Annotated in this window: 15 protein-coding genes; 2 read left to right on the plus strand and 13 right to left on the minus strand. The window is 34.5% G+C overall.

All coding sequences use genetic code 11. The features are described from left to right. Positions 1–37 precede the first annotated feature (37 nt). Positions 38–1,789: a sensor histidine kinase gene (locus BN2390_RS08120; RefSeq protein WP_053983852.1), complete on the minus strand. Its 1,752-nt coding sequence runs from the start codon at positions 1,787–1,789 to the stop codon at positions 38–40. Positions 1,790–1,792: 3 nt separating this feature from the next. After that, positions 1,793–3,019: a response regulator transcription factor gene (locus BN2390_RS08125; RefSeq protein WP_053983853.1), complete on the minus strand. Its 1,227-nt coding sequence runs from the start codon at positions 3,017–3,019 to the stop codon at positions 1,793–1,795. Between the two features lie 191 nt (positions 3,020–3,210). Here BN2390_RS08125 and BN2390_RS08130 point away from each other — a divergent pair, with 191 nt between their 5' ends. Further along, positions 3,211–4,179 carry a DUF1861 family protein gene (locus BN2390_RS08130; protein ID WP_198524883.1) on the plus strand — a complete coding sequence of 323 codons (969 nt, stop codon included), beginning with the start codon at positions 3,211–3,213 and terminating at the stop codon, positions 4,177–4,179. 50 nt (positions 4,180–4,229) lie between these two features. Here BN2390_RS08130 and BN2390_RS08135 read toward each other — a convergent pair whose 3' ends face one another. From BN2390_RS08135 to BN2390_RS08155, 5 genes are all read right to left on the minus strand, one after another. Then, positions 4,230–6,296 (minus strand): glutaminase domain-containing protein, encoded by a 2,067-nt coding sequence (locus tag BN2390_RS08135; RefSeq protein ID WP_053983854.1) that lies wholly within the window; start codon positions 6,294–6,296, stop codon positions 4,230–4,232. A gap of 79 nt (positions 6,297–6,375) precedes the next feature. After that, complete coding sequence (locus BN2390_RS08140) at positions 6,376–11,043, minus strand: S-layer homology domain-containing protein (protein ID WP_053983855.1); 4,668 nt, start codon at positions 11,041–11,043, stop codon at positions 6,376–6,378. 22 nt (positions 11,044–11,065) lie between these two features. Beyond that, positions 11,066–11,959 (minus strand): carbohydrate ABC transporter permease, encoded by an 894-nt coding sequence (locus tag BN2390_RS08145; protein WP_053983856.1) that lies wholly within the window; start codon positions 11,957–11,959, stop codon positions 11,066–11,068. A gap of 10 nt (positions 11,960–11,969) precedes the next feature. Beyond that, positions 11,970–12,872 carry a carbohydrate ABC transporter permease gene (locus BN2390_RS08150; protein WP_053983857.1) on the minus strand — a complete coding sequence of 301 codons (903 nt, stop codon included), beginning with the start codon at positions 12,870–12,872 and terminating at the stop codon, positions 11,970–11,972. Between the two features lie 81 nt (positions 12,873–12,953). Further along, entirely contained in the window at positions 12,954–14,411 is a 1,458-nt protein-coding gene (locus BN2390_RS08155) for an ABC transporter substrate-binding protein (RefSeq protein WP_053983858.1), read from the minus strand. A 167-nt stretch (positions 14,412–14,578) separates the two neighbouring features. On the opposite strand from BN2390_RS08155, the gene BN2390_RS08160 reads away from it, so the two are divergent. Continuing rightward, positions 14,579–15,517, plus strand: a complete 939-nt coding sequence (locus tag BN2390_RS08160; protein ID WP_053983859.1) for a cache domain-containing protein — start codon at positions 14,579–14,581, stop codon at positions 15,515–15,517. 62 nt (positions 15,518–15,579) lie between these two features. Here the strand turns inward: BN2390_RS08160 and BN2390_RS08165 are convergent, their stop codons facing one another. From BN2390_RS08165 to BN2390_RS08190, 6 genes are all read right to left on the minus strand, one after another. Continuing rightward, entirely contained in the window at positions 15,580–16,827 is a 1,248-nt protein-coding gene (locus BN2390_RS08165; RefSeq protein ID WP_053983860.1) for an alkaline phosphatase family protein, read from the minus strand. Between the two features lie 12 nt (positions 16,828–16,839). Then, positions 16,840–18,183 (minus strand): ABC transporter substrate-binding protein, encoded by a 1,344-nt coding sequence (locus tag BN2390_RS08170; RefSeq protein ID WP_053983861.1) that lies wholly within the window; start codon positions 18,181–18,183, stop codon positions 16,840–16,842. Between the two features lie 38 nt (positions 18,184–18,221). Then, a complete protein-coding gene (locus BN2390_RS08175) occupies positions 18,222–19,040 on the minus strand; it encodes a carbohydrate ABC transporter permease (protein ID WP_053983862.1) in 819 nt (272 codons plus the stop codon). 9 nt (positions 19,041–19,049) lie between these two features. After that, positions 19,050–19,925 carry a carbohydrate ABC transporter permease gene (locus BN2390_RS08180; RefSeq protein WP_198524884.1) on the minus strand — a complete coding sequence of 292 codons (876 nt, stop codon included), beginning with the start codon at positions 19,923–19,925 and terminating at the stop codon, positions 19,050–19,052. Next, positions 19,922–20,968 carry an ABC transporter ATP-binding protein gene (locus BN2390_RS08185; protein WP_053983863.1) on the minus strand — a complete coding sequence of 349 codons (1,047 nt, stop codon included), beginning with the start codon at positions 20,966–20,968 and terminating at the stop codon, positions 19,922–19,924. Before BN2390_RS08185 ends, BN2390_RS08180 begins: the two co-directional genes overlap by 4 nt. Positions 20,969–21,224: 256 nt before the next feature. After that, entirely contained in the window at positions 21,225–22,061 is an 837-nt protein-coding gene (locus BN2390_RS08190; RefSeq protein WP_053983864.1) for an HAD family hydrolase, read from the minus strand. Between the last annotated feature and the right edge of the window lie 144 nt (positions 22,062–22,205).

A 22,205-nucleotide genomic window follows, 5' to 3' on the forward strand; every position in this document is an offset into this window, starting at 1 on the left:
CTTTTCTATAATTATCTTGTCTATCTCATAGAAATGGCTACTTATTGATTGAAGAACATAGCTCCTCAATACCTACATATACACTTACTCTTGTTCCCATACCAGGTTTACTTTCAATATCTATTCCAGCTGATGAACCATACTCAAGTTCTAGCCTTTCCCTTACATTCTTGATACCATAACCACTTGGCTTCAGTCCTCCTTTATCATCTGGTGGACGTTTAGCATTTATATCAAATCCAACCCCATCATCTTCTATAAAGAAGAAAATTTTATTCTCTATCCTTTTAATCTTAAGATAGATATTTCCATCTTTTCTTCTACGATTCATGCCATGTTTAATTGCATTTTCTACTATAGGTTGTAAAATTAATTTGACAATCCTATATGTCTCTACACCTTCTTCAATCTCATAATGCATGGTAAAACGTTTGGGCGCACGTACTTGTTCAATGGTCACAAAACTCTTTACAATATTAATTTCTTGTTCAATGGTCACATACTTCTTGCCACTATTTAGACTTAATCTAAAAAACTTGGCTAATTGTATAACCATTTCTTCAATTTCAGGTTGTTTTTGTATTTTTGCCATCCAACTAATCGTATCTAACGTATTATAAAGAAAATGAGGATTAATCTGAGCCTGCAAAGCTACAAGTTCCATTTTTCTTTGCTGTTCTTTTTCATAATTATTTTTTTCAATTAATAAGCGGATTTCTTCTACCATCTTATTAAAGTTTTCTTCTAAAATGTTCACTTCATTTTGAGTCGTATCATAAATGACATCATCCATATTGCCTTCACCTAAAACTTTAATCTTTTTAGCCAAAATATGTAAACGTGCACTTAATTTATTGCACATAAAGAAAATACCTATAATAATTCCTAATGCAATGACTATACTCAAGATAGCTAAACCTTTGTTTACTTGCTTAATAATACTAAAAATTTGTTCATAGTTAAGAGAAGTCACCACATACATATGTAAGCCCAGATTACGACTTAATGTTTTATTTTCTATCTTAGATAAAATAACCTTTTCTTTCCCTTTGCCACTCATCGCATAAGAAAACTCTTTTTTGTCACTATCTGCTCCAATAAATAGAGCAGCATGTCCAATCAAGGCTTCATTTTCATGTGAAAGAATAATATCATTTTCATTTACAATAAAGATCGAACCCATATCTTCAAATTTGCTTCTATAGGTCTTGCGAATAGCTTCTTCTTTAATCCATACAATGACATGTCCACCTTTTTGCATCGTATAATAATTATACAAAGGTACACCATATCCTAAATAAGCTTGTCCAGAAGAATCTTTTACAACCTCACTCCACACACCTAATTTACTTCCTTGCACTTGTTGTAAAAAAGTTGAAGGTAGGGAGTCTATTTTTGCCTCAACCCAACTATAGGTATATGTATTTTGTTCTCTATCAACAATTTCTATCTGTGCAATTTTATTAGTATCTAAATTTAAACTTTCAATACAAGCTTTAATTTCTTCTTCCTTCTTTAAATAGTCTATGTGTTTATCTGCTAGTATACCATATAATGGATCATAGGTTGTAAGCCTTACCACATTAATGATGATATCTTCAATCAATTGGCTTACCGCTGAATTAACCTGCTCTTGCCTACTTTCTATATAACCAGAAGTATAATCATCTATAATTTGCTTACTAAAAATATAAACAACTATACTATTTATCAAAATATAAACGAGAATGCCTATGATTAGATAAAGAGAGATTCGCTTGCTTATTGACAGATTTTTTATTCCCTTCATGTACTAATCCTCGTCTTCTAGAAGATAAGATCTTTTAGCATAGGATTTAGGTGTGATGCCAACATGTAGTTTGAATATTTTCCCAAAATACTTTACATCTGTATAACCTACTTGATTTGCCACTTCGTATACTTTATATTTGGGATTAACTAATAATTGTTTAGCTACCTCTATTCTCATATCTACTAAACATTCTATCATTGTTTTCCCAAGCTCTTGTTTAAATAAATGCATAAGGTGAGATGCACTCATATATAAGGCACTTGCTATATCTTCTATTGTAATACTTTCATGAATATGTTCTCTCATATAGTCTAACGCTAGATGAATTTCTCTACGATTTTCTCCTACTGTTCTCGAAACATCACATAATTTAATTGCCTCTTGATAAGCTTCATACATCTGATAGCATTTATTTTGTACACTTGAAATACTTACCCATAAATTTTGTATGCATATTTCTTTCTTAGCTCTTAACATATCCATAAGTTGGTTTTGAATTACTTTTAGAATATTTCTTTCTTCCTTACCTTGGTCTTCTATTAAAATTCCCCATTCATTCATACCTTTTTCTAAAACAATAAAATCTGGTCCCACATACTCGCACTTGTTGCCCATCACTTTAAAGGCTTGCTCTATCTCTTCTATGGAAAAGATATTTAGACCTTCTCCCTTAAATCTTACAGCAACAACCCGATACTTAGTAAAATCAAACTTAATATTTAATGCATTTATACTTTCATCTATCTTTTTTATATCTCTTATTTTATTATTTAACACTTCCTTTAAAAAAATTTCTTGGTAGTATGGACGTTCTTCATTCATATATTGAGCTCTTTTATGTTGCTCTTTTTCTTGTTTAATCTGCTCAGCCAATTGAGTTACTTGTATGATCAATTCCTTATTTTCAACTGGCTTAAGCAAGTAAGAACTTACCCCTCTATTTAAAGCTGTCTTTGCATATTCAAATTCGTCATAACCACTCAGTACAATAAATTTAGTCTGTATAGCTTGCTCTCGAATATGCTCAATCATCTGCAGGCCATCCATTATGGGCATACGAATATCTGTGATAATGATATCGGGTTTATATTCTATAGCCATTTCCAAGCCTTCTTCTCCATCATAGGCAATATCAACAATCTCTATATCATAGTCCTTCCATGCTATAGTTTGTTGAATCCCCATCCCTACATGATATTCATCATCTACTACAAGTACTCTAATCATTCATCTTCCCCCTTTGTACTTATAATATGAATTATATCAAATTTACATTTATATTTAAAATTTTTTAGTTGTTTTTTCTTGTATTTTGTAATCTTCACATTTTGATAACCCTTTTAACAGGATATTCACCTATTTTCCAATTTCACTCCATAGGATAATAAACTTATATCATTAATCTATGGAGGTATTTTATGAGCGCACCTGTACAATCTGCCAAGATGCTTCGTGAAGCATTTCAAGTATCGAAAAAAATTTATGAATCTCATCTCCTCACCTTTAAAGGGGTTGAAGGCTATGACGTTTATAATTGTTCTATTCCTTTTACTTACAATAATAAAACTTATCTATTTGGTCGTGTAGAACGTCGCCATGAATGGGCAAGGTCTTGGGTCAGACTCTTTGAACAAATTGCCCCTGATACATGGCAACTTGTTCCTGATTCAATGATTTATGCACTAGAGGATCCTTATATCTCTTTTATACATACTCAAATTATTCTAGGTGGGACCCATGTTCGCTATACTTGTGGCAAACAAGATGTCTATTACGGACATTTCTATAGAGGTACTCAATTAGATGATTTATACTATTTCACTACAGGCCCAGACAATATGAAAGATATTCGTATTGTAGAACTTTTAGATGGCCGTATTGGCGTTTTTTCTAGACCACGAAGCCAGCATATTCAGCAAACCTACGGCAGCGAATCTATTATAGGCTTTACACTGATTAATACTTTAGATGAGCTTTCCCCTGATGTTATCCAGCAAGCAAAACCTATAAATGGCTTATTTGGACAAAATGAATGGGGTGGCTGTAATCAATGTTACCTTTTAGATACAGGACTCATTGGCGTTATTGCCCATAAATGTTATAAATCAATAGATCAAAATGGCATAGAACATCTTGTTTATATGAATAGTTCATTTGTCTTTGATCCTTGTATGCATCATCTACTCGATTCACGTATTATTGCCACACGTGATTGCTATCCAGAAGGTCCTGCCAAATTAGATACCCTTGAAGATGTAGCTTTTTCTTCTGGAATTGTCATGCGTAAAGATGGAAAAGTAGATCTCTATAGTGGACTTGGTGATTGTCTTGAAGGACGTGTAGTCATTGATTATCCTTTTGAAGATTTCGGTAAAATAATTAATTAAAAAACAGGGAGATTCTGATATAAGAATCCCCCTGTTTTTAATTAATCTATCTACTCATATGTTTTTTTACTTATGTATTTTCTCAGGAGCGGCAAAAATAGCCCGCCTTGTACCGTACGATTTCTAAATAAGTGGTGCACTCCAGTCACTGTTTCATACCAATCTGTAAACGGTACTTTATCTGGTGTTTCATCCAAAAAGCGCGCTACCGCATCAACCATTTTTTGAGCCTTACTCCTATCTGTCGTCAATGTCGCACACCACACAGACCAATCCGATTTGGTATACGTTACGCGACTATCTAATGGTACACCGTAGGGGCCCATCTTACTCATATACCACTCTACCTCTTGTTCTTTCACTTTCTCATCAAAAAGATTAAGTTCTAATAGTTCATCCCATACTAAGTTATATTTTAGGCTCCAACTTTCTGGCTCTGTAAAGCTTAATGGCGTATGTTTCTTTCCTCTAGCTCTATCCGTCCATTCTTTACTCATCTGCTTGGCAACTACTTTATACTGATTAGCCTTTTTCTTTTCTCCTGCCTCATCTAACAACACTCCAAAACTTGCAACACCTATAATTGCTTTTAGTGATAAATTTACATTATGTGCAAGATGGCCTGCAAAATCATCTGTACAGAGTTGTTCTCCAGGATCAATACCATAGTTTACTAAATAATTTGCCCATTTTTCCAAAACTTCGATATAAGGTTTTATAAATTCAGTATGTCCTTCACACTTACAAATTGCTGCACATAGAATCAGCATATTACCACATTCCTCTATGGGCATCTGATAATGTTCATCATAAATCATTTTTCCCTTCGGATAATGTGTATAGTTTGGATAAATACCAATGCCACCTTCAATGATTCTCTCTTTACCTTGAATATATTTTCCTTCTTCACTCAGTCCATATACTTGACCTGTTGCATAGGGGTAGCGTCCTACATCATGAGGTGCATACTCAAAAGGCCATATTGGAAGTGCCTCAAATCTAAAAATAGGACGTAGCATCCCCTTCAATAATTCAGTATTATAGAGCAAAAAGAGTGGACTTGAAGGATAGCTTACATCCACTGTCCCAATACATCCATTTGAACAACACTCTTTCGATAAAAAAATGACTTCTCCCTTCTCATCTTCTATAAGCTGATGTGCCGCTATAGTTTGTCTATAGGCCAATGTACAAATCACTCTATAGGATTCACCTAATAGCTTATCTGTCTCATCCTCTAGCTGTTTATCAAAAGTTTTGCATCTACTTAAAACCTCCTCTTTTTCATCTAGGGCTTTTGCAATGACATCAATAATTGTTTTACCATCTCTTGCCCAATAAGGTGGCAAAGCACGGTTAAAATACATAATGGCTAACATTTCATCATAAGCAATGAGACTATATACTTCTTTTTCCTCACGTACTTTCCCTAAATCTATATGTAATACAATTCCTGCGCCTTGATCCTCTTTGGCTTCACAGTTTAGTATTTTGCTTCTTACTTCATTAAGATGCTGAGTACTATCTATCTTTCCTTTTACGTCTTCTTGATTAGGTAAAACCATGTATAAATATCCCCAGTCTATACCTACACCATCTCCACTATGTGCTAATAAATTTTGCTGTACTTGACCAAGAAAACCTAATTGATAAGTCTCATAGGTCAGTGTCTCACCAATAACTGGTTTAAGACTTTCCCCATTTTGCACATGTGATTGATTCATATCTATCACAATCTGAATATCATGTACTTGGTCGTCTTTGCTTGTAACCTTAAAGCATACGTAAGTACAAGGTCTTGAAAGTAATTCTAAATCATCTAGTAAAAGAGGACTTGTAAACTTAACTTCTAAAGAGATTTGTTCATTTTCAAAATAAAATGAAGTACTTGTAGGTGTTAAATCTATGCCTACTTGTTCAATAACGTCTTTACCTCCCTCTACTCCCATAAAACGATAGACTTTACCATCTATTAAAATATGACCATTTATCGAGCGTTTTAACCCGCACCAATGCTCAATGCATGCTCCATAAAGTTCTTTAGCTGGAAGCCATAACGATAAATAAGGATGGTGTACAATAATAGGTAAACTTGGTACTTGTTGATTTAATCTCATACTTCTGCCTCCGGTTCTTTTCATTGATTCAAGAAAAGGTAAGCCTTAAAGACCTACCTTTTCTTCATTATCTTAAAACTTATTTACTTTCTACTAAATGAGCCATTCTATAGAGCATTACAGCACTTTCTGCTCGCGTTACATTTTGCTTCGGATAGATCCATACGCCATCACCTTTTATGATTCCTATTTCTATTAAGTGTTTAATACTCTCTAGTGCATACGGTGATATAGTATCTATATCCTTATACATATCCCTATTCAGTTCTTTTGTGAATAGGATAGTTTGAGTGCTTTGTAATATACGATCAATCAATACCATAGCTTCTTCTCTGGTTAAAAATTGATCTGGTTCAAATTTATTGTTGCCAATTCCTTTTACAATACCATAACTTCTTGCTTTATGAACTGCTTCAAAATAAGATGCTTCAGGATCTACGTCACTAAAATATTCTACTGTTTGTTCCGATAGATCTACTGCATCCATCAGTGCTTCAATAAATTGACCACGTGTTACATGCTCTTTTGGTCTAAAATATGTGCTTCCTTGCTTTATCATAATACCCTTTTTAGATAAGTAATCAATAGCTTCTAAGGCCCAATCAAAGCCTTCTAAGTCTTCATATATGACTTTTTCTTGTTCAACTTTTTCTTTATCAACTGAATGGGTGCCTTCCGCTCCTTCTGGATTAGGGCTTGGATTCGTATCTGGTGTTGGATCTGGATCCGGTGTTGGATCTGGATCCGGTGTTGGATCTGGATCCGGTGTTGGATCTGGATCCGGTGTTGGATCTGGATCTGGTGTTGGATCTGGATCTGGTATTAGATCTGGTATTTTAAGAAGTATAATATCACCAAATCCATTTGGATCCGGTCCAAATCCAATCCCTTGTCGATATTCAATCCAACCGGTTCTACCTTCTCCATCATTTTCATTAATAAGCAATGAAAAACCTAAGCATGTCTTTTCACTTATTGTTTCACCCTTTGGTAAGATTTGATTCCACGGAATAGCAATTTCATAATTTGTTTTATTACCTTCTCGTACAATCTGGCATTTAGCATCTAGTACCTCTCCTGGATTATGACCATTATCTGCTGCCCAACGCCATTTTGTAATGGTTTCACCATCAAATCCAAAACCAAATTGATGATGTCCTTCTGGAGATGGTCTATTCAAACGATGTGTGTCTAATGAAAATTGGATACTATCACCTTTCCAAATACCACCACCAAAATCTTCCTGAGAGTGTGTGTCATCTGTAACTTCCATAGACAAATAGAAATGCTTCTCATCCCATTTGACATACCCTACTCCACTTAAATCTTCTATGCCTTGCCAATTATTATTTTCCTGTACTTGCTCAGCTTTATTAAGGTAGAATGGCATACTATCATTCCATTCCATTTCAGTTATTTTCCCATCAATAATAGGTACATTTTTACTTTGTATAGCTGCAAGAAAACTTATTTTTTGATTAATACCTATCGTTTCACCATTTTCAAGCTGTACTTTTCCTTGAAGTTCAATGAGATCATCTTGTAAGTCCTTAGGCACAGAAATAAGAATACTTTGTTTGGTTTGTGGTTGTATACCCTCAAAATTAAACGTCCCCGCCAGTGCTTGTGGCTTTTCTAACACAATATTTCCATCTAATGTAAGTGTCTTCGATTTATTTTCTAATTGAATTTGTACACTCCACTCATCCCATTTGCCAACTTCTGATACCATAGGTAGGACACTCACTTGTAATGCATTTTGTACATCTACCTCAAGTGTAACGGCATCAAATGACTGTTTTTCTACATGGGGTTGTATATTAAATACATACTTACCTATCTTAGAGGTATGTGGAACTTGAATTTTAAGTGTATCGATAGGCCCCTCTTTACTAAACTGAGTATCCCCTATAACTTTCCAACCCTCAGGTAATGCAAAGCTATAGTATCCTGTAATACCTTCTAGATTCTTTCCCCGCTTAATTTCTATATTCAAGCACTCACCTTTTGTAATTTCTTTAAAAGTTTCTAATAGCTTAAAGGCTACATCATCTGTCACTACTTCCCCAACCTCACCTACAATATAGATAGGCTCTTTTGAGATAGAAATACTTACTTTACCTCCTAATGATGGAATCACCCTTTCATTTCCAAATAGATCCATCACGGTTACACTTGACTGTGTTGTCTCAAAAGCTATTGCCTCACCTTGATCTTTGGTAGACCAAGCAACCACTACATCTTCTCCTGTGGAGCGTTTAAAATAATTAACTCTTATTTTATTATCTATCATACTATCATTTATAAATCTTGCCGCTTCTAATGCATCAACCATTTGTGCGTAGGCAACGTAGTCAGCTTTTGCTGAGAGTGGTACCGTTGCCCCTTCACCTCTGACAAGTCCAAAATTATCTTCATTATTATAAATGTCAGTTCCATCATTTTGTAAGTCATACCAAAAATACTTGTCAACCATCCCAGAAGCTATACTTTTCACATAGCTTCTCACTAAATAACTGCCTGCATCAAGCTCAGAAACACCATATTGATCACGTTGAGTTGGCCATCCTAATTCAGTAATCCAAACTGGCTTTTCCTTACCATATTTTTTTAGAAGATTAAAAGTTTGTTCAATATTATTTTCAAATTTCCCAACATCAGGTGTCATAGGATAGCAGTATGGATGAATTGAAATGGCATCCATATCATCAATTGCACCTGCTCGAAGTATTCTTTCAATCCAGTATAGATCCGTCCCTGCTGTTACTCCCCCTACAACTGTACAGTTAGGGTCTACTTCTTTTAATGTTGCATAAGTCAATTTGAGCAGTTTAGCATAATCCTCTGGAGGTCTCTTCGTTGGATTAAAAGTTCCATTGTACTCATTCCAAACTTCAAAGTATTTTACACGTCCTTTAAAATGTTCTGCTATAGTCCTTGCATAGTTGGCAAAAGCATTAAGCCCTTCTTCTGTATAAGGTGCACCACCTCCATCATAAAATGGATTACCATAGTCTAAAATAATCAATGGTTCCATTCCTCTAGCGATGGCTTCATCTACATACTCATCCCAATGTGGTAATATTTTCACCACACCTTTTTCTGTTTCTGCTCGATCCCAGAACATCTCATCTCGAATAAACTGTGCACCCATTTTTTGTGCAACATCTAGATTTTCCGGAATAACACCACGGTCTAAACCAAAATGTGTGCATACACCAAAGAAATCATTTATACGTTCTTTAAGTGCTGTTTCTACTTTAGGGATATAGCTAAAATCTACAGTTTTTTCAATCATTTCATCTGTAAGTTCTGGATCTACATTTAAATACATTTTATAAACACCAAACGCATCCAGTTGATTAACTAAGACAGGAATCGTTTGTTTTTCGTTTGGTTGTAGCGTAAGAGAGAACTCTCCTGTTGCTATCTGGTCGTTGCGTACATCATTTTCAATGGTATAAGTGACTCTAACGTCTCTTTTTTCATCTGAAAGTAAGTTTTCAAGCTGGATACCTAGCTCAACCACATCTCCCTGCGAGAAAATATTTCCAGTATAAGGTGACTTTACTTGTACTGAAATAGGTTTTATTGGAGGAAGTTTTTTCACTGTAACACTTCCAAAGGCTACGTCTTCTCTTGTACCTATTCCCGGTGCCCATACACCTATGCGAATATCTCTTTCAAAAAAGCGGTTAGCAAATTTAGCATCGCCTAGTACAAAAGTGTGTGTTTTCCATTCTTTTGTATCTGTTAATTTAACAATTCCAGCTACTTTTTCAGTCTCATAAACCGAATCATATTGCACACCAAATTCCGCTGTTCCTTCATCAAAGTACTCTACTGTAAGTTCTACTGTATTTTCTCCATCATAAATAAATCCATCTTCAACATCACAATAAATAAATAAGGTATTCGCTTTCTCATCTGTTTTCCATCCCTCTTTGCCTCCATAGTTTACAATTTGAATAGCATCTTGATTATCTCCAGGATTTGCATAAATACCATTAAACTTTGGAATATTTCCAAAGATAACATCTACCTGCTGTCTTTCAGATAAGTCTACTTTCCTTACTTTAATGCTTCCAAAGGTTACATCTTCCCTTGTACCTATTCCTGGTGCCCATGCACCTATCCTAAAATCCTTTCCAAAGAAGCGATTAGCAAACTTGGCATCTCCTATTGTAAACGTATGGGTTTTCCATTGTTTAGTATCTGTAAGTTTTACAAAACCTGCTACCTTTTCTACTTCACCTGTAGAATCATATTGCAAAGCAAATTCAGCTGTCCCTTCATCAAAGTATTCTACTTCAATTTCCACTGCATTTGTGCCATCAAATATAAAATCATCTGATACCCCACAATATACAAACAGCATATTTTCTTTTTCATTCGTTCGCCAGCCTTCTTTTCCATCATGTGTAACAATTTGTAAAGCTTCATGATTATCAGCTGGATTTGCATCAATGCCGTTTGCCTCCACTACTTTCCCTAACTTAACACTGACTTCATTGGTAATAGTTAAAGCACTCGTCGTTGTTATATACTTTGGTATTTGTTCCTCATTACCTGGTTGAATAACAATATTCCCTGAAGTCGTAGATTGAACCTCTTGTTGAATACTTACTGGTACATCATATGGATGACTTGCCATAGTTAAGTTGGGAAGCATGGTATTTGCTCCTAGAACAACACTTAACCCAAGAGCCATTCGTACCTTATAACCTTTCCCAGATACCTTTCTCATCTTATTTCCCCCTTCATTTTATTTATCCTTTAATACCACCTAAATTAAAACCACTCATTATTTTCTTTTGGAAAATAATGAAGAGGATTGCTGGTGGTATAATGGCAAAAGTTACTGCAATCATACGCATATCAGCTGGATAACCTGCTTGACCATTCATTGTGAAAATCTTTACCATTACTGTATATTTATTGGGATCCTTTAATGTAATATAAGGCCACAAAAAATCTGACCATACACTATTAATCGTAAAGATGGTTACAACAGTCATAACAGGCTTACTGAGTGGTAGAATAATTCTTGCAAAAATCCCTAAATCTGAACATCCATCTAATCTTGCCGCTTCTATATAATCTTTGGGTATACTATCGAAAAAGCTCTTAAAAATGATAACATAAAAGGCATTTGCACCTGCCATTAGCCATAGAGGCCAGTACGAGTCTGTTAAATTAATATGTAAAACAGGTACATCAATAATGTTTTTAAATAATGGAATCATACCTACTGAAGCTGGAAGCATCATGGTCCACATCATAATTTGAAAAAGAATATGGCTTCCTTTAGGTTTAAGTCTAGAGAGAACATAGCCAGCAAGTCCATTAAAAATAATAGAAAAACCTACTGATCCCATTGCAACAAAAATAGTATTCACATAATATTTCATAAAGCTTAGCTTTTTCCAAGTCTCTACTAACTTTTCAGGTTGAAAGGTCTTAGGAATAAAAGTTGGTGGAATTTGGAAGAACTCTTTAATATCTTTTACACTAGATGTCATAATCCATAAAGGTGGTATAAGACACAACAAGGCAATGACAATCATTATACCTAGAAGAATATAGTAAAACATCTTTATCTTTGGCTTTTTAAAATCTGTAAAAACAATAACACCTGTTTGTTTATGTTGTAATTTGCTCATATTTTTTCTCCTATTCCTTCTCCACTTTATTTTTAACTTTAAAATAAAATGCGGTTAATATAATAAGGATTAAGAAGGTAATCGTACTCACTGCCATAGATTTACCCGTTTCAAAATATCTAAACCCATATAAATAACTTTGTAACATTAAAGACATGGAGGCGTTATTAGGTCCTCCATCCGTCATAGCCAATGGTTCACTCATTACTTGGAATACACCTATTACTTGCATAATAAACATTAGACTCAATATACTTGAAATTTGAGGTAAGGTAATATGCTTTATTCTTTCCCATATACCTGCACCATCTGTAATTGCAGCTTCATAAAGTTCCTGATTAACGCCTTGCAAACTGGCTAAATATACAATCGCTGTAGCTCCAAAACCTTTCCATGTCATCGTAAGTATAATAATGGGTATGGTCAGCTTAGGATCTTGTAGAAATTGAGACATAGGTAAGCCTAGCTTCTGCAAAAGACTATTCATAATACCACCAGCTCCTGGCTCTAAAATAAATACCCATAATAATGCTGTTGCAATGCCCGGTACTATACTTGGGAAGTATACGGAAAATCGAAGAAATCCACTTATATGGATCATCTCATTAAGAATCAGTGCAACAATAACTGGTATTAAGTATCCTAAAAGCAATGACCAAAATAAATATTTAAAGGTGTTTATAAGTGCCATTCTAAAAGCAGGCTCTGAAAAAATCTCTCTATAGTTTTTAAATCCTGCAAAACTTACTACATCAAACCCTTTGGTTTCATAGAAAGAAAGTACAACACCCTCTATAAGTGGTTGCCACACAAATACTGTAAATAATAATAAGCTTGGCAATATCAGAATCCATGCTGTCCAATCTTTTTTTAGGGTCCTAAAAGTTTTTTGTATCAATAGTTGTTGTTTCATACGCTATTCCCCTTTTAGAAGTTTTTATAGAAAAAGGGTGCCTTGTTAAGAAATATTCTTTTAAGGCAACCCTCCATCTTCTTATTGTTGTTTATCTAAATAATTCGCTTGAAATTCTGCTACTGCTTGATCAAGTAACTTTTGTGGATCTGCCTTTTCATCTGTAAGTACAGTTTGAACAACTGAGTCTAATAACTTATAAAGTTCTTGTGTCGCAATAGGTTCTTCTGGTCTTAAATCTGTCATTCCATGTGTTAAATAATTTTCAAATTGACTCATATCCACATTGGCATTTTCAGTTAAGATTTTAATTTCTGCCTCTCGTCTTGGGCCACTTCCCCATGGAGATAGACCATATGGCCCTACAATTTTATCAATGGCTAAATCAGCTTGAACTGTTTCTTGTAAAGTTTTTTCTACTTCTGGGTCTGCATTTGGTGTATAACCTGTTATTTCTAGATACTTGAATACGGCATCAATCTCTTCTGGTGTTGCATTTGGTGAGAACATACGCACGGTTCCTCCCATTAATACCCCACGACCTTCTTCACCTGCTGGACCTACTGGTAAACCAAACATTCCTACTAAATCTTTATCCATTTTGTAATCTACAACTGGACTATTAAGCCAATCTAATGTAGAAAATGCCATTGCTACTTGACCTGTTCCAAAGTATTTAAAGAAATCACCATAATCTACAAGGAGATTATCTGGTAATACATCATATTTCCATCTTAAATCTTTAATATACTGAAGTGCCTGCACTGCTTCTGGTGAATTAAATACAGCTTTCCACTTACCATCTTCAAAAGTCTCAAACTCAGCTCCAAAATTCCATGCAAGGGTTGTAAACATCCATCCTCCTTGATTTGACTTTGTTGGGAAGAAGAATCCTGGCACTCCAGTCTTTTCTGTAATAGTCTGAGCAAACTGAGCCATTTCCTCAAAGTTTTGTGGTATTAAAGCATTTCCTCCATCATCTACAAGGCCAGCTTGTTTGAATAGGTCTGTATTGTACATAACGCCTACACTATAACCGCCAATAGGCAAACCATAAATTCTACCATCTTTTGAAAGTACTTCTAACATATTAGGATCTAAATATTTGTCATATCCCCATTCCTTAACAATATCTGTAATATCTGCTGCATAGCCTGCATCTACAATTTTATTAACCTCTGTAAACCATGTACCATACATAGTGGGAAGTTGACCACTTGCTGCTTTAGGTAAAAATGAGTTAATATCATAAGCCCAATCTGTAGGTTCAAGCGTAATGTTAGGGTATTTTGCATGGTACTCATCAAGTTGTTTTTTAGCTAGTGCATAACGCTCAGGATCTGTTTCTTTCGGAAAATCTGTTACACTTACTTTGATTTCTTGTTCTTCTTTTATATCTTCTTTTTGTGTCGTATCTTGTGTCTGTTCTACTTTAAGCTCTTCTTTCTCTGGCTGTACTGAGGTAGTTTGGTTACATCCGGTTAATTGGCTTGCTAATAAGAATAGTCCACAAAATAAAGCGATATTTCTCTTTTTCATAATCTTCCCCCTTAAAGCATTTTATTGTTTTATGACTTCCATGTATTTATATTAGCATACAATTTATACAGTTTTTAGGTGGCTTTTCTGCTAAAAAGGTTGCATTTTTACTAACCACTATCTATAATAAGTTTAAATTATACTCTAATATTAAAAAGGAGTCTATTATGTTTACTGGATTTAAAACGCGTATTACACTTACTTGTCTTGGGGTTATTACACTTTGCTATCTTATTATTAATGTTTTTTGTATTCGCTTGATTTTCTCAAATGTCGTTTCAAATTATAATACTCTGCTTCAAACTCATTTAAGCAGCCTCTGTACAGAAATCCAGACACAAATAGACCTTGTGGAACAAACTACATTACTCGCTGCCCAAAATCCTACGGTTATAGAAGCACTCTCTACTGAAAAATTTAATCCCACCATTAATGATTACCTTAATGGATTACAAGCTTCTATGCCTACTATTCAAGGTATTTCTATTTATAGTGCACACTCTAATTATTGTCTCTATACAACTTTATCTGTTTCTAATGCACCGCCTTTAGAATTTCTAGAACAACGCTATAACCTTTATACTCATGAAACAAAGCCCTTAAGCTGGATTGTTAGGTATCAAGATCTTTTTCCCTACTATGATGACTTTCGTTATGAGCGTACTAAAGGTGTACTTACTTACATAAGTCCTATTTATTCTATCCCAAATCAGACTCTAGGCTATTTAATCATTGATCTAGGCTTGCCAAAGCTCCTTCAGCCATTGCAAGTAGATAGTAATTTATTTTTGTCAGATCTTTATGTCACCATCAACCTTATTGATGAAAATATCAGTATTCCTTCTTCAGCTTTAGGTTTTAGCCCTCTGTCTTTTGAGAATGAATATATCTATATTTATTCTCTTACCTCTAATGCTCAGTTAGAAGTACATGCTTCTCTTGATCACGTCTATGCTCAGTTTAATAACTTAAAAAAGATCATATTTATTATCTTTATAGGGATCCTTGTCTTCTTCTTACTCCTTTCTCAAGTCATTATTAGACAAGTTGTTGTACCTATTCAGAAACTTGCTTCAAAACTCAATAGATTTATAGATACTTTATAAATAAAAATAACAAAGCCCTCATCACTTTTATATAAAAGCGGTGAGGGTTTTGTTATTTTTATTTAAAGGAGTGTTTTTCCATCTAATCCTTCTGGAATCTCTAACTCTAATAATTGCATTAAAGTCGGAAACTCATCCACTAATCTAGCAGATTCTATAACTCTTGATGGTAATTTTGAATTATAAATAATAAATGGTGGTTGATCACCTTTTGTTGGTAGGTGACCATGTGTAGCCTTTGAATATTTATAGTCTTTTGTATCTATTTCTTTTACAATCTCACTATCTACTTCATTTGAGATTGCCGTAAGCATACTGCTTTCTACAACATATTCAAAAGCACCTATAAGCCCATGTTTCTTCGCATCTTCTTTATCGAAGATATGGTCAATGTAACCTAATTCTTTTGCTTCATCTAACACTTCTAACGCCTTTACCCCCGCTGCTTCATTCGCAATATATAAGTGGCCTGAAATACCTGCTGATTGCATATAAGCTTCGTAACTTAATACTTTTCCTTTTCCATCTGTTTGAATAAGGCCTGCACGTTTAAGCATCTCATTAATACTTACAACTCTTTGAATATCCAATTGACCATGATCACCTAAAACAACAAAGGTGGTTTCTTCAAAGATGCCTTTGCGTTTGTAAAGATCTAATATATTTTCAATCCAATGCCCATGTTTTTTTCTTGCTTCGCTTACCAGTTCATGCTCTGTGCCAGCCACATGTCTTGCATGATCAAGGCTTGCTTGATGTAGGAATAATACATCTGGTGTATAACGATCTACAATTTCTAGTAAACAAGCTTCACCAAAGCTATCAAAATCAGGGTTCTTCTTCCAATTAAGAAGATGCTTATGATGATAATAAATTTCTTCTGTCAGTGCTGAGGCTGTTTCTAAAATCGCTCGATTTGCCACATCATATTCAGGTGCCCATATTTCTGGAATGAGGTAATCTATAGGACCATTGGCAGTCACTGGCCATAAAACGGCAGCTGTCGAAAGCCCCTTCTCTTTGGCATAGTCAAAAATTGTTTTTGTTTGTAAATCATTATAATACCAGTACCAATCTTCATTGTTATGCTCTGGTTCTAAGACTTCATTATGATGAATCCCATGGGTTGCAGGATAGTATCCTGTCATGATGGTTGCATGACAAGGATACGTAAGTGTTGGATAGACACATTCTATATTTTTTACAATAATACTGTCTTCTAATACTTCTTTAAAGCCTGGAAGATCCTTTACAATTTCCAAATCACTGGTAAATAAAGAATCTACACTAATGACAACTAATTTTCTCATATAAAACCTCCTCTATTTACCTTCTTGTAAAAGTTTAGTAGATTCTGCTGCCGCTTTATCAAGAGTTGCTTGAACGTCTACATCCGTTGTAAAGATTTGATCAAGTGCTGTTGTATATACTTTAATGGCTTCACCATAAGCTTTATTCATTGGACGACCATGACCATATTGTAATTGATCCACTGCAACTTTAAATTGAGGTGTTGATTCATATAATGCTTCGATTTCTGGATTTGTTGTTGAGCTAATGGTTGTTGGAAGGTATCCTGTCTTTTTATGTGAGTAAACCACTTGTTCTTCATCTGTCATAAAGTTAATAAAAAGTGCTGCTGCTTCTTTTTCCTTATCTGTAAGCTTAGATGTCATAACAAGGTTACATCCACCTGTTGGTACGCTGTATGCTGTTCCACATGGAATAAATGCTGTACCTACTTCATAACCATTTTGAGAAGCAATATCTAAAGTATTATTAAGGGATCCTGTAGAATTCACCCACATTGCAACTTTTTGATTCATAATTTCTGTTGTACGTGTATCACTTGCATTGTTCCCACTGTAATATTTAAAGTTATTGTTTGCAATACCTTCTTTTAAGAATGCTACAGCTTCTACAGCTGGTGCTTCGTTATAGATGGCTACTGTTTCGTCTGCATTCACGGTATTGCCACCATTTCCTTGTGTATAAGCTTCAAAATGCCAGTTATCATTAAGGAATCCAAAGCCTTTTACCCCGATGGTCTCTAACTGTTTAGATGCACTTGCAAGTTCTTCCCAATTGGTAGGTGCTTGTGTAATGCCTGCTTGATCAAAGAGTGTTTTATTGTAATAGAAAATAGGTGTACTTCTTAAGTAAGGCACGCCATATAACTTGCTATCTACATAAGAGTTATCCATAAGCCCTGGTAAGAAGTTGTTTTCTTTTTCATCACTAATGATCTCATCAAGGCACTCAATCATTCCTGCATCTGCAAAGCTTTCAATACTTGCAATCTCCATAACAGAGATGGCTGGTTGTTCATTGGCAATAAATGCACTCTTTAGTTTTGTATGTAAATCATCATAAGTTCCTTGATACTCTGCTGTAATCACAATATTATTTTCTTTACCAATGGTTTCATTGAACTTTGCTGTAAGCTCTTTGTTATTTTCAGCTACTTTATCTTGCCAAGAATACCAAAACTCTAACTCAATGATTTCTTCTTGGGTATCTTGTGTTTCTTGTTTTGCTTCTTGGCTTGTGCCTTCTTGATTAGGTTGAGCTTTCACTGATGCCGTTGTAGAACACCCCATTACAGCTACCGATGTTGTAGCCATTAAAGATAAACCTAGAAGTTTTTTAAGTACAGTTTTATTCATAATCATTCTCCTTTTAATCAATCATTTGATTTTATCTATTATTTATCACCCATATAGGTGAATGCTTTAATTATTTGTTTTTGTGCAAAAATAAACGCGATTAAAATAGGTACAATAAGCATGACATTCCCAGCCATCAAAATATGATAGTTTACACCACTTTCAATTTGCCTTAAAGAAGCAATGCCGACAGGTAATGTTCTTACACGATCATTGGTTGTAAGGGTTAATGGCCAAAAATAATCATTCCATGTGCTAATAAAAGTAAGTAATGCGAGTGTAGTCAATGTAGGTCTAGCAAGTGGTAACATAATCTTGGTGATTACTTTAAACTCACTTGCTTTATCTAACTTCGCTGCTTCAATAAGCTCTTTTGGAACTTGCTTAAAGGTCTGTCTCAGCATAAAGATTCCAAAAGCACTTGAGGCAAAGGGTAAAATAAGACTTGGTAATTTGTTAATTAAATTAAGATTTGAGAACATAACGAATAAAGGTAGGAAAACCAGTTGTCCTGGTATCATCATGGTGACCATGATTAGACCAAAAATAAGTTTATCCCCTTTAAATTCATATCTTGCAAAAGCATAGGCTGCAGGAATAATGGTTAACATTTGTAAAACAAGAACACTCACTGTAATGATCACACTATTTTTTAAGTAGTGCATAAAAGGTATGGCACAAAAGGCTTGCTTAAAGTTTTGCCATTGAAAGACCTCTGGCCACATACTTGGTGGGAATATTACAGTCTCTCCTAAAGTTTTAACTGAAGTGATAAACATCCAGTAAAACGGAAAGAAGAAAATAAGAAATAATATAATCGTCACAACGGCTCTTGGAAGTTGTTTAATAGACTTCATAACGCCCTCCTATTGGTAATGGACTTTCTTAGAAAGTAATTTAAAGTACATAACTGTAAAGATTGAAATAATCACAAGTAAAATCACACCAATAGCTGATGCATAACCAATTTTGTAGAATTGGAATCCATATTCATAGATGGAATACACAAGGGTATTGGTACTGTTTTGTGGGCCTCCACTGGTAATGATCTGAATGGTTTCAAACACTTTAAAGGATGCAATCACATTGACAATGGTTAAGAAAAAGAGTGTAGGTGAAATCATAGGAAGGGTAATCTTAAGAAAAGTTTGTTTCCTAGATGATTTGTCTAGTGCGGCTGCTTCATATAAATGTTTAGGGATGCTTTGTAGTGCTGACAATATGATAAGGGTGTTATAACCTAGTGTTTTCCACACTGATATAATAACCAATGAGATTAAGGCAACTTTGGGATTTCCCAACCAGTCTATAGGCGGAATACCTACTAATGATAAAATATAATTAAGAAGCCCAAAGTCATTATTCATCAGCCACATCCATAAGAAAGAAATAGATGCAAGAGATACAATGTAGGGTGTAAAGATTAAGTTTTGCATAAACTTATTAATACGTGTATCTTTTCTAAGAAATAGGGCTAAGGCAATGGCCAAAATCACCCCTAAACCTACGGTTAATACCATATACACAAAAGTATTGGATAAGGTTTGATAAAACTTTACGTCTTTAAATAAGGTATGGTAATTTTTAAGCCCTACAAATTGTTTTGTAGGTGAGATCAGATCCCATTCATGGAAGCTTAGATAAATCGTATTTAAGATTGGGTAAATAGAAAAAGCTAAAAAGATGATGAGGGCTGGTGCTACAAAAAGATAGGGTTTAAGGGTTTGAATCACTTTTTTCATGATGCACTTCCTTTGATTCTATCTTTACTTTTGTCAAATCCGTACATATGTTTATAAGAAAGAGAGAGTTTCACCTGGTCATCTAACTCCAGTTCTACATCATTAAATACTTTAACCGCTACAACCCCCATCTGTGTCTGAACACGATAAATTACTTCTGAACCAAGCATTTCTCTTGTCAGTATATAGCCTTCAAATACAAATTTATCTTCCTGCTCATCCCCTTCTTTATAAAGCTTTACTTTCGAAGGTCTAAAGCCTATATAAGCTACTTCATGATCTAAGTCTATATACTTTTCAACTTTCTCACGGGTTAGCACATTCATTTCTGGTGTTCCAATAAACTGTGCAGTAAAAACATTCTGTGGCTCCACATAAATTTCATGGGGTGTACTATGTTGTCTAATCACACCTTTTTCCATAAGCACAATGTCTGTTGCCATAGATAAGGCTTCTACTTGGTCATGGGTTACATAAACAAATGTTGCACCCAGTTTATGATGAAGCTCAATAAGTTCTGAACGCATTTGGTTACGGAGTTTTGCATCTAAGTTACTCAAAGGTTCATCCATTAAGAATACTTTTGGTTTTTTAACCATAGCTCTTGCTAAGGCTACACGTTGCCTTTGACCACCTGATAGCTGCGAGGGTTTTTTATGAAGATGATCTCTTAAATCTACAATATCTACAATCTCATCGATTAAGCGTTCACGCTCTTGTTTAGGTATTTTTGCATTGATTAATCCAAATTCAATGTTTCCTTTTACACTCATAGTAGGATAGAGGGCATAATTTTGAAAGACCATCGCAATATCACGATCTCCTGGCTGTATATCATTCATACATTTGCCATCAATATAAATTTCACCGCCTGTTATATCCTCTAATCCAGCAATCATTCTAAGTGTGGTCGACTTACCACAACCTGAAGGTCCTACCAATACAGTGAAGCTTCCTGACTCAATTGTTAAATCTAAATTTTCTATAACGGTTGTTCCATTATCATAAGTCTTTCTTATATTTTTCAACAAAATCTCTGACATAAATCCTCCTTACTCTTTCCTAGAGTTTATTGTCCTGTGTTTCTGACAAGTCTTATTCTATAGTCTTTTTATTAAATCAAAAACAAGAGTAAGTTAAAAGATTAATTTTTATATTAAATTTACGATAAATATAAAATAATTTATATTTTAAAAACAAAAAAACACACTTAAATGCTGTGTGTTTTTAGAGATTCTATTCACTAAAGTACTAGAGTCTCCCCTTTAACGGGTAGTATTTTCTCTGTTATGTTTGCCATTAAGCAATCCTGCCCTCTCTATTCTTACAATGTGTGAGCACTTCTTCTAATTGTCCTTTTAAAGCTTCTAATGTATGAACACGTACTGACCAATCCATATGATCTTGAATTTGATAAGGTGAAGTCAATATAGTCTTACCCCCTAAAACTTTTACTGGATATAAGTCATTATAGCCATGATCTCCAATAGCTAATATTTCATGCCCATCAATTTGATGCGTGTTTAAAATGTCCGGTAAGACATTCATAAGGCCAAAAGGTTTATCTGCACCATATTTGATCACATCAAACTTATCTTCTAATCCTATATACTTCGCAAACTCTATTGCTTCTGGTTCATTGGTATTAGTAAGCATATACATGCCTTCTGTATACTTTGCAAGTTCTCCTAGTACTTTTACAAGTTGCTCACTGACCTCTATGGCATATTCTGGCATAAGCATTTCCTCCCTTACTTTAACAAACCCCGCATCTACCACATCACTAGCTATGCCTAATTGATTAGCCAGCATAAAGACAACACTCCATGCATCAGCCATAAAGCCATACTTTCTATCTAAATAACTTTCAAAGTGGGCTTCAGTATTTACAATACCCTTAATGTTTAATCGTTCTTCTAGAGATTTTCCTGTTAAATCACTGGTTCTATCATAAAATTGTCCTAATGTAAAGGGATCCTTGCCGAGTAAGATTGCTTCTGCTTTTTGTTGAATGATTGCCTCATCTGCTTCAAATACACTACCTTTTAGGATGTGAGAAATAAATCTTTGATAAAATTTTTCATCTCTATATAAGGTTCCATCTAAATCACAAATAATTACTTTAATATGCTCCATTTTTACACCTCTTTACTATTTAAAATTGTTATAGGTTCAGTTATATACTTACGCTCTAAAAATATATGATTATTATTTATAATTCAATCTATTTAAACTACTTTTAACTTTATCTATCTATTTTTAACAAAGAAATAAGCCTCT

Origin of the sequence: Niameybacter massiliensis (genome assembly GCF_001282685.1) — a bacterium.
In the GTDB taxonomy this organism is placed as follows: Bacteria; Bacillota; Clostridia; order Lachnospirales; family Cellulosilyticaceae; genus Holtiella; species Holtiella tumoricola.

What these genes read in the sequence shown, in the direction of transcription:
- BN2390_RS08185 (WP_053983863.1), bottom strand. Translation starts at nt 20,968, where the DNA reads ATGTCAGAGATTTTGTTGAAAAATATAAGAAAGACTTATGATAATGGA.
- BN2390_RS08155 (WP_053983858.1), bottom strand. Translation starts at nt 14,411, where the DNA reads ATGAAAAAGAGAAATATCGCTTTATTTTGTGGACTATTCTTATTAGCA.
- BN2390_RS08170 (WP_053983861.1), bottom strand. Translation starts at nt 18,183, where the DNA reads ATGAATAAAACTGTACTTAAAAAACTTCTAGGTTTATCTTTAATGGCT.
- BN2390_RS08145 (WP_053983856.1), bottom strand. Translation starts at nt 11,959, where the DNA reads ATGAGCAAATTACAACATAAACAAACAGGTGTTATTGTTTTTACAGAT.
- BN2390_RS08125 (WP_053983853.1), bottom strand. Translation starts at nt 3,019, where the DNA reads ATGATTAGAGTACTTGTAGTAGATGATGAATATCATGTAGGGATGGGG.
- BN2390_RS08135 (WP_053983854.1), bottom strand. Translation starts at nt 6,296, where the DNA reads ATGAGATTAAATCAACAAGTACCAAGTTTACCTATTATTGTACACCAT.
- BN2390_RS08160 (WP_053983859.1), top strand. Translation starts at nt 14,579, where the DNA reads ATGTTTACTGGATTTAAAACGCGTATTACACTTACTTGTCTTGGGGTT.
- BN2390_RS08120 (WP_053983852.1), bottom strand. Translation starts at nt 1,789, where the DNA reads ATGAAGGGAATAAAAAATCTGTCAATAAGCAAGCGAATCTCTCTTTAT.
- BN2390_RS08165 (WP_053983860.1), bottom strand. Translation starts at nt 16,827, where the DNA reads ATGAGAAAATTAGTTGTCATTAGTGTAGATTCTTTATTTACCAGTGAT.
- BN2390_RS08190 (WP_053983864.1), bottom strand. Translation starts at nt 22,061, where the DNA reads ATGGAGCATATTAAAGTAATTATTTGTGATTTAGATGGAACCTTATAT.
- BN2390_RS08140 (WP_053983855.1), bottom strand. Translation starts at nt 11,043, where the DNA reads ATGAGAAAGGTATCTGGGAAAGGTTATAAGGTACGAATGGCTCTTGGG.
- BN2390_RS08150 (WP_053983857.1), bottom strand. Translation starts at nt 12,872, where the DNA reads ATGAAACAACAACTATTGATACAAAAAACTTTTAGGACCCTAAAAAAA.
- BN2390_RS08175 (WP_053983862.1), bottom strand. Translation starts at nt 19,040, where the DNA reads ATGAAGTCTATTAAACAACTTCCAAGAGCCGTTGTGACGATTATATTA.
- BN2390_RS08130 (WP_198524883.1), top strand. Translation starts at nt 3,211, where the DNA reads ATGAGCGCACCTGTACAATCTGCCAAGATGCTTCGTGAAGCATTTCAA.
- BN2390_RS08180 (WP_198524884.1), bottom strand. Translation starts at nt 19,925, where the DNA reads ATGAAAAAAGTGATTCAAACCCTTAAACCCTATCTTTTTGTAGCACCA.